The organism is Intrasporangium sp., from assembly GCF_036566125.1.
Lineage (GTDB): Bacteria > Actinomycetota > Actinomycetes > Actinomycetales > Dermatophilaceae > Intrasporangium.
In genome coordinates this window covers 1-9659 of record NZ_DATCWX010000360.1, presented here as the reverse complement: position 1 = coordinate 9659, position 9659 = coordinate 1, and the positions used below count along the sequence as shown (strand labels likewise).

10 protein-coding genes are annotated in these 9659 nt (G+C 70.2%); 2 read left to right on the top strand and 8 right to left on the bottom strand.

The window, feature by feature from the left end; genetic code table 11:
• Nucleotides 1–171: 171 nt before the first annotated feature.
• From VIR15_RS21190 to VIR15_RS21160, 7 genes are read right to left on the bottom strand one after another with little or no spacing between them, the layout of a single operon-like run.
• Entirely contained in the window at nucleotides 172–1650 is a 1479-nt protein-coding gene (locus VIR15_RS21190) for a tryptophan-rich sensory protein (protein ID WP_331931494.1), read from the bottom strand.
• Nucleotides 1651–1655: 5 nt separating this feature from the next.
• A complete protein-coding gene (locus VIR15_RS21185; protein WP_331931492.1) occupies nucleotides 1656–2378 on the bottom strand; it encodes a CPBP family intramembrane glutamic endopeptidase in 723 nt (240 codons plus the stop codon).
• A gap of 4 nt (nucleotides 2379–2382) precedes the next feature.
• Nucleotides 2383–3750: a cryptochrome/photolyase family protein gene (locus tag VIR15_RS21180; protein ID WP_331931490.1), complete on the bottom strand. Its 1368-nt coding sequence runs from the start codon at nucleotides 3748–3750 to the stop codon at nucleotides 2383–2385.
• On the bottom strand, nucleotides 3747–4499 hold the full coding sequence (locus VIR15_RS21175; RefSeq protein WP_331931488.1) for an SDR family NAD(P)-dependent oxidoreductase: 753 nt from the start codon (nucleotides 4497–4499) through the stop codon (nucleotides 3747–3749). Before VIR15_RS21175 ends, VIR15_RS21180 begins: the two co-directional genes overlap by 4 nt.
• Entirely contained in the window at nucleotides 4496–5752 is a 1257-nt protein-coding gene (locus VIR15_RS21170) for a class I SAM-dependent methyltransferase (RefSeq protein WP_331931486.1), read from the bottom strand. The genes VIR15_RS21175 and VIR15_RS21170 overlap by 4 nt, the downstream gene beginning before the upstream one ends.
• On the bottom strand, nucleotides 5749–6498 hold the full coding sequence (locus tag VIR15_RS21165) for a DUF1365 domain-containing protein (protein WP_331931496.1): 750 nt from the start codon (nucleotides 6496–6498) through the stop codon (nucleotides 5749–5751). The genes VIR15_RS21170 and VIR15_RS21165 overlap by 4 nt, the downstream gene beginning before the upstream one ends.
• A 2-nt stretch (nucleotides 6499–6500) precedes the next feature.
• A complete protein-coding gene (locus VIR15_RS21160) occupies nucleotides 6501–7766 on the bottom strand; it encodes an NAD(P)/FAD-dependent oxidoreductase (RefSeq protein ID WP_331931484.1) in 1266 nt (421 codons plus the stop codon).
• A 59-nt stretch (nucleotides 7767–7825) separates the two neighbouring features.
• On the opposite strand from VIR15_RS21160, the gene VIR15_RS21155 reads away from it, so the two are divergent.
• Together VIR15_RS21155 and VIR15_RS21150 are read left to right on the top strand one after the other, a co-directional pair.
• Nucleotides 7826–8254, top strand: a complete 429-nt coding sequence (locus VIR15_RS21155; RefSeq protein ID WP_331931482.1) for an SRPBCC family protein — start codon at nucleotides 7826–7828, stop codon at nucleotides 8252–8254.
• A gap of 40 nt (nucleotides 8255–8294) precedes the next feature.
• Nucleotides 8295–9245: a MerR family transcriptional regulator gene (locus VIR15_RS21150; protein ID WP_331931480.1), complete on the top strand. Its 951-nt coding sequence runs from the start codon at nucleotides 8295–8297 to the stop codon at nucleotides 9243–9245.
• On the opposite strand, the gene VIR15_RS21145 is transcribed toward VIR15_RS21150, so the two are convergent.
• Nucleotides 9230–9538 (bottom strand): hypothetical protein, encoded by a 309-nt coding sequence (locus VIR15_RS21145; protein WP_331931478.1) that lies wholly within the window; start codon nucleotides 9536–9538, stop codon nucleotides 9230–9232. The two genes, VIR15_RS21150 and VIR15_RS21145, sit on opposite strands and share 16 nt — an antisense overlap.
• Nucleotides 9539–9659: the final 121 nt, after the last annotated feature.

Genomic DNA, 9659 nt, shown 5'->3' with positions numbered 1-9659 from the left:
GGCCGTCCTGCGCAGCCATTTCCAGAGGGAGCTGGGGCTGCCCCCGCTGCAGTACCGCAAGACATTTGCCGGCGCCCTGGCCCGCTCACGCGAGCCGGCGCTGAACTGACCCAGAGATCATCGGGCTCTCTACGGAAGTATTTGATCCACGCTAGAGAAGCCTAGAAGACCTCATCGACCACGGTTGCGGTTGCGGCGGTGGATCTCCGCGCTGAGCACCGTCGCGAAGCCGCACCAGGCGACGTAGGGTACGAGCGCGCGACCCGCCACCCCGTTCGCCGGCACCGTCCGTCGCACCAGATCCGCCCCGCTGGCCGTCAGCAGCCCAGACTCCAGCGCTGCCCCGCCGGGGGTCCGTCGCCGCCAGAAGAGCACACTCCACGCGGTGTTGAGCGCGAGGTTGAGCCCGAGGGCCCCGAGGTATCGCTGCCGTGTGGACCGCGAGCCATCCTCTCCCTCAGCCTGGTTCCGGTCGATTGCGGTGAGAGCTGCGGCGGCGCTCGCCGCGATGTCGGCATAGAGCAGTGTCCAGACGATCGGGAAGGCCGCCTTCGGGGGTTGCCACGCAGGCAGGTCGAGGCTGCGGTACCACCGGGAGCCGGGCTTGGTCGCCAGGGACCCGATCACCGCGCTCGCCGCGACGGCAGCGCCCGTGAGGGCCAGGTTGCGCAGTGCCGTGTCCGGTGCTGCTCCCTCCATCGCCCGTCGCACCGCCTCGTCGAAGCCGGTGAGGCCGCCTGGCACCTCGACGAGGTCGAGCAGGTCCGACTCCTTGGCGACGACCTCGTGGACGAGACTGCCGACGAGCGGCTTCGCGACCCCGGCGCCGATCGGGGTGACCAGTCCGACCCAGTGGCTTGCGAGCCGGGGCGTGAGGACGGGCACCGTCACGACGAGCCGCTGCCGCAACCCCGTCACGGAGGCGAAACGCTGGATCATCTCCCGGTAGGTCAGCACGTCCGGCCCGCCGATGTCGAAGGTCCGGTTGACGTTCGCGGGCAGGTCGGCGGCTCCGACGAGGAGGGTCATCACGTCGTCGACGGCGATGGGCTGGATCCGGTTGTCGAGCCACTTCGGGGCCACCATCGCGGGCAGCCGGGTCGTCAGGTGGCGCAGCATGTCGAACGACGCGGAGCCGTCACCCAGCACGACGGCGGCCTGGAGCACGGCGGTCGGCACACCGGACGAGAGCAGGATGCGGCCGACCTCCACCCGGGACGCCAGGTGCGGAGACAGCTCCTCGTCGTCGGGATGGAGTCCGCCCAGGTAGACGAGGCGCCGCACCTCCTGCTCCCGGGCCACGTCTCCGAATGCCGTTGCCGCCTCCCGGTCGCGCTCGGCGAAGTCCGGGCGGTCGTCCATGGAGTGGATGAGGTAATACGCAGTCCGTATGCCGCTGAGTGCCTTTCGGAGGTCCGCGCGGTCTGCGACGTCCCCCACGACGATGTCGACCTGGTCAGCCCACGGCCGGTCGTCGAGCGAGCCGGCCCGCCGGGTCAGCACCCGGACCTGCCAGCCGTCCGAGAGCAGCCGGGGGACCAGTTGCCCGCCGACATGGCCGGACGCCCCGGTGACCAGTGCCAGCCGTCCCTGGGAGGTGGTGGCCGGCGGAGTCATGCGCTCCGCAGTGCGTTGGTTGGTCGGGTTCATGAATCTCACCTCACGAGGTCGAGGACTGGTGGCAGCAGCAGGAGCATCCCGGTCGACCACGTGATGTGGGTGATGACCGGTCCGAGAATGCCGCCGGTGACGCGCCGCTGCAGGGCGGTGACCACGCCCACGACCGCGGCCGCGAGCACGAGCAGCGGTACGCCGCTGCCGACGGTGGTCAGCGTGTAGAGGATGGTCGTGACGCCAATGGCGTGGCTCGGCAGCGCCGCATAGAGGGCGCCGCGGAAGTAGAGCTCCTCCGCGACGCCGTTGAGGACGGTGATGGCGAGGACGACCGGGAGGGAGCCGTAGCGGGCGTGGTCGAGCAGGTCGTCGACCGGCTCGCGGAGCCCCGGCAGCCGCGCGACGACGAGGGCTCCGGCCAGGAACAGGGCGAGCAGCAGCGATCCCAGCGCGAGGGACTGGACGACGGGGCGGTCTGGCGTCGAGCCCCGTCTCGTATGGCCTCGGCCAAGCCGCAGCGGGCCGGAGAGGACGGCACCCGCAGCCCATACGGCAGCCAGGGCGAGCGTCGCCGCGTAGAAGAGTGGGTCCCCGGGACGGATCCGCAGGGCCCACGCCAGCACGACCGCTCCGACGACCAGGGTGAGCCCGACGACGACCCGTCGTCTGATCTGGGTGCCAGGAGGGTCGGCCACCGCTCCGGGCACCGGTCGGACGAGAGCAGCGTCGAGGAAGGCACGCAGCTCGGCCACGGGGCCACGCATCGACTCACCTCCTGACCAGCTCGTAGCGGGCCAGGGCCTCTCTCCGCTCGTCATCATGGTTGACGACCCGCCTCGGATACCCGTTGACATACCCGTTCCCGTGGAGCCACGGCTCGTGGACCGCCGCTCCGGCCACGTGGGCGAGCTCCGGCACCCACCGGCGCACGTAGTCGCCTGCGGGGTCGAAGCGGCGCGCCTGTCGCACCGGGTTGAAGACCCGGAAGTACGGGGCGGCATCCGTGCCCGTCCCCGCCACCCACTGCCAGCCGTGGTTGTTCGAGGCGATGTCGCCGTCGAGGAGGTGGTCGAGGAAGTGGCGAGCCCCGATCGGCCACCAGACGTGGAGGTCCTTGGTGAGGAAGCTCGCCGTGACCATGCGCAGCCGGTTGTGCATCCAGCCCTCGGCTAGCAGCTGCCGCATGCCCGCGTCAACGAGGGGATAGCCCGTCCGCCCCTCGCGCCACGCCTCGACGAGGCGGTCGCTCTCCGGCGCGGAGTCGTAGGCGAGGTCGGTCAGCTCCGGGCGCAGGTCCTGCCACGCCGAGTCCGGCCGGTGCCAGAGCACGTCGGCGTAGAACTCGCGCCAGGCCAGCTCGGTGACGAACGTCGCGGCGCCGCTCGTCCCGCCCTCCGGGTGAGACGCGACGTCAGCGAGGAGCGTGCGCGGATGGATCTCGCCGTACTTCAACGGGATCGACATGCGACTCGTGGCATCGAGGTCAGGGCGGTCGCGGTCGCGGTCATAACCTCCGAGTCGCCCGTCGGCGAGGAAGTCGATCCACTTCTGCCTCGCGGCCAGCTCGCCGGCGCCGTCACCGTGCGCACCGATCGCCGAGCCGCCAGGAAGTGCGACGCTGCCCACATCGCCGTCGAACCAGGTGACCCGTCGTGGTGGCGGAACCGGCGGCGGTGAGCCGTGGGCACGCCAGGCCCGCGCGAACGGGGTGAAGACGCGGTAGGGCTCACCACTCTGCGTGACCACGAGACCGGGCTCAGCGGCATACGGCGTCCCTGTGGTGATGAGGCGACGGCCGTCAGTGGACAAGGCTGACGCAACCGCAGCGTCCCTTCGGCGTCCGAAGGGCGTCGTCTCCCGGGTCACGTGGACCCTCTCCGCACCGACTTCGCGGGCGAGGCCGGGGATGACCTCGACAGGGTCCCCGGTCCGCACGACGAGGCGGCCGTCGAGGGAGTCGGCGAGCGCCCGGACGGACGCGACGAGTCGTCGCGACCGTGGCCGGTCCGGCGCGAGCAGCCGAGGGTCGAGCACGAAGACGGGGAGCACCGACGTGCCCGCGTCCACGGCCGCCCGCAGGGCGGGGTGGTCGCAGGTCCGAAGGTCGCGCCGGAACCAGAGGAGCGAGACGGTCACGCCTTGGCACCCCGTGTGGTGATCGCGGTCCAGAGCCGCCCCGGCACGAGCCGGGCGACGCCCATGGCAACCGCCATCCGCCGGGGGAACACGATGTTCTCGTTCCCGCGCTCGAGGCCGTCGGCGATGGTCCGGCCCGCCTCGTCCGCCTCGATGATGAACGGCATGGGGAACTGGTTGGCCGATGTCATCTCGGTGCGCACGAAGCCGGGAGCTACCGTCGTGACACGGATTCCCTTCGGCGACAAAGACGCTCGCATCGCCTCGAAGAGGTTGAGCTGAGCGGCCTTGGTGGCGCCGTAGGCCTCCGACCCCGCGAGGCCTCGGTAGCCGGCCACCGATGCTATGCCGACGAGGTGGCCCCGGCCCTGGTCCACCAGGCCCGGGACAACCGCCGCCAGCACGTTGTTGAGTCCGAGCAGGTTGACCTCGACGTGCCGGGCAAACATCTCGCGATCCCACTCTGCAGCATCGAACTGCTTCCAGTAGCCGGCACTGAAGACGACGGTGTCCAGGCCGCCGAGCGCTTCACGCACTGCAGCGACCGCCACTTCCACCGCATCGGCGTCCGTGACGTCGGCGGGGACGGTCGTCATGCTGCCGCGGGACACCGCGGCGAGCTCGACAGGTCGCCGACCGCTGATCGCGACCTCCGCACCACGCCGGACGAGCTCGCGCGCCAACTCGGCGCCGATCCCACTGGAGGCGCCGACGACCCAGACCTTCCGCCCGCGCAGCCCCGCGCTCATGCTGCCCGCTCGAGACGGAGCTGGGCCACGTCGAGATAGCCGGAGGCGAAGCCGGCCTCGCAGTAGGCCAGGTAGAACTCCCACTTGCGACGGAACGTCTCGTCGAAGCCGAGGCGCTGCACAAGCGGCCAGGCCCTGAGGAAGGTCTCGCGCCAGCGCCGGAGCGTCTCGGCGTAGTCCTGGCCGAAGGTGTGCACCTGGGTCAGCCGCAGCTCGGTCTCCCGCTCGGTGACCTCGCTGACCGCCTGCAGGCTCGGGATGAGGCCGCCCGGGAAGATGTGCTTCTGGATCCAGCCGAAGGAGCGGCGCGTCACGAGATAGCGGTCATGGGACATCAGGATCGCCTGGATGGCGACGGTGCCGCCCTGGGCGAGGAGACCGTCGAGGGCCCGGAAGTACGTCGGCCAGTACTCCTCGCCGACCGCTTCGATCATCTCCACCGAGACGATCGCGTCGAAACGGCCTCGCGCCTCGCGGTAGTCCTCCACCCGGATGTCAACCGCGTCGGCCACGCCGGCGGCTTCGGCGCGCTGTCGGGCAAGGGCGGCCTGCTCGCGGGAGAGCGTCAGGGTCGTGACGCGGGCCCCGCGCCTGGCGGCCTCGATCGCGAGCGTCCCCCAGCCGGTGCCGATCTCGAGGACGCGGGTGCCTTGGGTCACGCGCGCCTCGTCGAGGATGGCGTGGACCTTGCGCAGCTGTGCCTCCTCGAGCGACTGCGACCGCAGCGACCTGGTGCGGTCGAAGAGTGCCGAACTGTAGGTCAGCGTCTCGTCGAGGAACGAAGCAAAGAGGTCGTTGGACAGGTCGTAGTGGGCCTCGATGTTGCGCCGTGACCCGGTGAGCGTGTTGCGCTGCTCGCGTGGGACCGCACGGTCGACGATCCTCCGGAGCGCGACCCATGGGCGGGGGACCGCCGTCGTCAACCGCTCGGCGAACGGCAGCAGCACGTCGGCGAGGTCGGTGCCGGGGGCAGCGCGCCAGTGTCCGTCCATGTATCCCTCGCCGATCCCGATCTTCGGGTCGCGGGCGAGACGCTCGAAGAATGCCGTTGGGTGCCGGAGCTCCACGACAGGCCGTATGCCGCTGGGCTCGGTCCCGCTCGCGTGTGACCGGCCCAGCCGGGAGCCGTCGGGGAGGACCACGTCGACCGGGACCCGGTCGAGGACCTGCTCGAGGATGATCCGGGCCAGCGCAGTCCGGAGGCGGATCGGCGCCAGGGGCGGGGCGAAGGGTTGCGGTTGGATCGTCGTCATCGGACGGCCTCCTCGAGCTGTTGTTGTCGGGGCACGACGGTCAGGCCTCTCAGCCACAGGCGTACCCCGTGCCATCGGATGAGAGTCGTCACCCGATGGGTCATGGACAGGTGTCGCGCGGTGGTGGACAGCAGCGTGCGGCCCGTGGCAGGCGTCGGCGTCCCGGACACAGCGGCATCGAGGACGGTTCGGCCATCGCGCACCAGCCGGATGGCCACGGCCACCCGCCGCGCGTCGAGGACGAGTCGTACCTGGTATTCGCCGGAGACGTCGTTGAACGGAGAAACATAGAACGCCTTGTCGACCTGTGCACGGCCTGCGTCATCCACATCGACGAGATAGGCGTGGCGTCCCTGGTACGTGTTGTGCACCTCGAGGACCGCTGCCGCCAGCCGACCGTCTGGAGCGATGCACCAGAAGACGCTCAGTGGGTTGAAGACGTGTCCGAGCGAGCGAGCATGGGCGAGCATGAGGACCCTCGTGCCGGAGGGCAGCTCGACTCCCTGCTTCACGAGGAAGTGGTCGAGGTCACCGCGGATGCCACCGCCGTGCCGCCCTCCCTCGAAGTGGTCGGCGGCATCGAAGCGGGCGAGGAGGGACAGCGGCCACCGGTGGCGCGGTAGATCGTCGAGGTCGACGAGCCACTGGAAGTTGCTGTGCCGGAAGCGATGGACCAGGGGAGTGCGGCGCGTGTGCGTGACTGCACCCTCGACGAGGCTCGGCACCGGCGGCGGCACCACATGCATGGTCACCACCGCACCCCGAACGACGCCGCGGCTGCGACGCCGGAGCGGCAGCCATCCTCGTGAAAACCCCAGCCCAGGTGGGCACCGGCGAACGCGAGGCGCTCGCCGCCTGCCGAACGAAGCCGAGTCGCTGCGGCGACCGCTGCGCCGGTGAAGATCGGGTGCTCGTAGGAGATCTCGGCGGTGACGGTGGCCGGGTCGACGAAGCCGGCGGGATCGAGCGTGACCATGTGGTCGTCGCCCTCAGGCAGGCCTTGCAGTCGATTCATCCAGTAGCTGACCATCACCTGTGGACTCGCGGCGTCGCAGGAGCGCATCCGGTAGTTCCACGAGGCACGCGCCCGTCGGGCAGGCGGGAGTACGGCCGAGTCACGGTGGAGCCACACCGAGTTGCGCGAGTACTCGATCGCCGCGAGGTCCTCCTTCTCCTCTGGGGTCGCGTCCGCGAGCAGTCCGAGCGCCTGGTTGGCATGGGTCGCGACGACGACCCGGTCGAAGCGCTCGGGCGCGGCATCGCCGACCCGCACGTCGACACCGTCGTCATGGCGCTCGACCGCCGTCACGGGGGCGAGGCGTCTGACGTCGGGCAGGCGGGCGACGAGGCGGTCGACGTAGGTGGCGGAGCCCCCGACGACCGTGCGCCACTGCGGGGAACCGGTGACGCTGAGCATGCCGTGATGGTCCAGGAACTGGAACAGGTGCCGGGCCGGGTAAGTCTGAGCATCGAGGTCGCCGCACGACCACACGCACGACACCAGCGGGATGGCGAAGTGACGGATGAAGTAGGTGGAGAACCCGCCGTCGCGAAGGAACTCGCCCCAGGTCGGCTCGGGGGACGGATGCGCCAGGAGCGCCTTGGCTTCCCGATGGAAGCGCGGCACCTCGGTGAGCATCCGGACGAACCGCGGATCAGCGATGTGCCATGGTTGGGCCAGGATCCCTGCCACGCCTCGGCCGCCTGCGTAGGACAGGCCGCATCCCTCGCACGTGATGCTCATGCTCATCTCGGTGGGTCGGGTCTCGACGTCGAGCTCCCTGAAGAGACGCAGCAGATGGGGATAGGTGCGCTCGTTGTGGACGATGAACCCGCTGTCGATCCGCAAGGAGCTGTTCGGTCCCGGCACCGTGTGCGTGTGCGCGTGACCGCCGACCCGGCTGTCCGCCTCGAAGAGTGTGACCGAGTGGGAGCGGGACAGGACGTGCGCGGCGGTCAACCCCGAGACGCCTGATCCGATGACGGCGGCGGTGGGCTGTCTGGACTGCTTCATGTCTTTCAATGTAGAGTGTACGTATAGTGTTTGTCAAAGGTTAGTCCAAGGAGAGCATCATGAAGTTCGTCCGCACGCTCACTGTTCCGTCACCCGTCGAGCAGGTCTTCGCCTACCTGTCCGACTTCACGACGACGAACGAGTGGGATCCCGCCACCGTCCGGACCGAGCGCATCTCCGGCTCAGGTGAAGTCGGCACGCGCTACCGGAACATCTCTCGCTTCATGGGACGGGAGGCGGAGGTCATGTATGTCGTCACCGACCTGGAGCCAGATCGTCGGTTCGCGCTGCGCGGGGAGAACGGCACCCTGGTGGCCCTCGACGACATGAGGGTGCAGGGCGAGGGCTCCGGGACGACGGTCACCTACGCCGCCACCTTCGAGCTGAAGGGCGTCCGGAAAATCGCCACGGTGGTGGTCGCGCCGGCTCTCAGGCGGCTCGTCGACGACGGCGCCGACGGTCTTCGCCGAGCGCTGCAGAGACTCTGAGCCGGTCACCGGGCCGGGCAAGACATAGACTGCACAAACCATGTACACGATCAAGCGGGCTGCGCAGCTGACCGGTATCAGCCTGTCGACCCTGCGGGCCTGGGAGCGCCGTTACGGCGTCGTCAGCCCCGCCCGGTCGGACGGCCGCTACCGCCTCTACTCGGACGCGGACCTCCGTGCCCTCGGAATCATGGCGAGCCTGGTCAACGAGGGATGGTCGGCCCGGGAGGCCGCTGCCGAGACGAAGGCACGCACCTCCGGGTCCGCCTCCACGCCGACGCCGGAGCCGCCGGCCGGACCGGCCGAGCCGTCGGCGCTCCCCGGCCTCGACCGCCTCGTCGAGGCGGCCCAACAGCTGGACCCGGTGATGGCGGCGGACGTCCTCGACGACGCTTTCGCGCGGGCCGGCTTCGAGCGGGTCGTCGACGACTGGCTCATGCCCGCGCTCCTCGCCATCGGCGACGCGTGGGCAGACGGCCGCATCTCGGTCGCGGGCGAGCACCTGCTCAGCTATGCCGTCCAGCGACGCCTGGCCGCGGCCTACGAGGCAGCCGCAGCGAGGGCCAACGGTCCGGTGGTGACGCTCGGGCTGCCTATGGGTGCCCGGCACGAACTAGGCATCCTCGCCTTCGCCGTGGCGGCCCGGCGCGCCGGGTTCTCCACCGCCTACGTCGGTGCCGACCTCCCTCACGATGACTGGGAGGTCGCGGTGGGCGCCCGAAGCGCCGACGCAGTCGTTCTCGCCGTTCCTCGCCCGGCCGATGTCGCACCGGCGCGCCAGCTGTGCGAGCGGCTCTCGGAGGCTCACCCGGATCTTGTCGTCTTCGTCGGCGGCGCTCGGCAGGACGAGATCGGGGCGGGCAGTGTGCCTCTTGGCCATCGCATCGCCAGCGGCGTGGAGCTCATGGCGGCGAGGCTCGCACAGCGGCGCCCGGACCGCAGTGAGCGGCCGGGCGCCGGTGGGTCAGAGACGGTTCAGCACCACGGGTAGACGAAGAGACTCGAGGAGCCGGCTTGGTGGTCGGCGAGGATGACGGAGAGCGGGAGCGGGTCAGGCAGGGCCGCGACGTTCGTGGTGGCCCGCGGCGCGACCCCGAGGGATACCGCGGTCGCGATCGGCAGTCCGTCGCGCGCGACATCGTCGATGAGGCCGGCTCCGATGAGCGTCTTGAGGCCTGCCTTCTGGCAGGCCGTGTCAGGGGCAGCGGCGGCGGGGCCGGCCACGGCCACAGTGGCGAGGGTGCCGAGAGCGGCGGCGGCAAGTGTGGCGGTCAGCTTCTTCATGGGAACTCCTTGAGGTGGTGGCCAGGCTCCGGAGGAGCTGGTGGGATCCCATTGTGTGACTGTCTGACCAAGGTTTGTCAAGGGTTTGTCCAAACCTCTTCCCACCTCGACTGAGGATGCG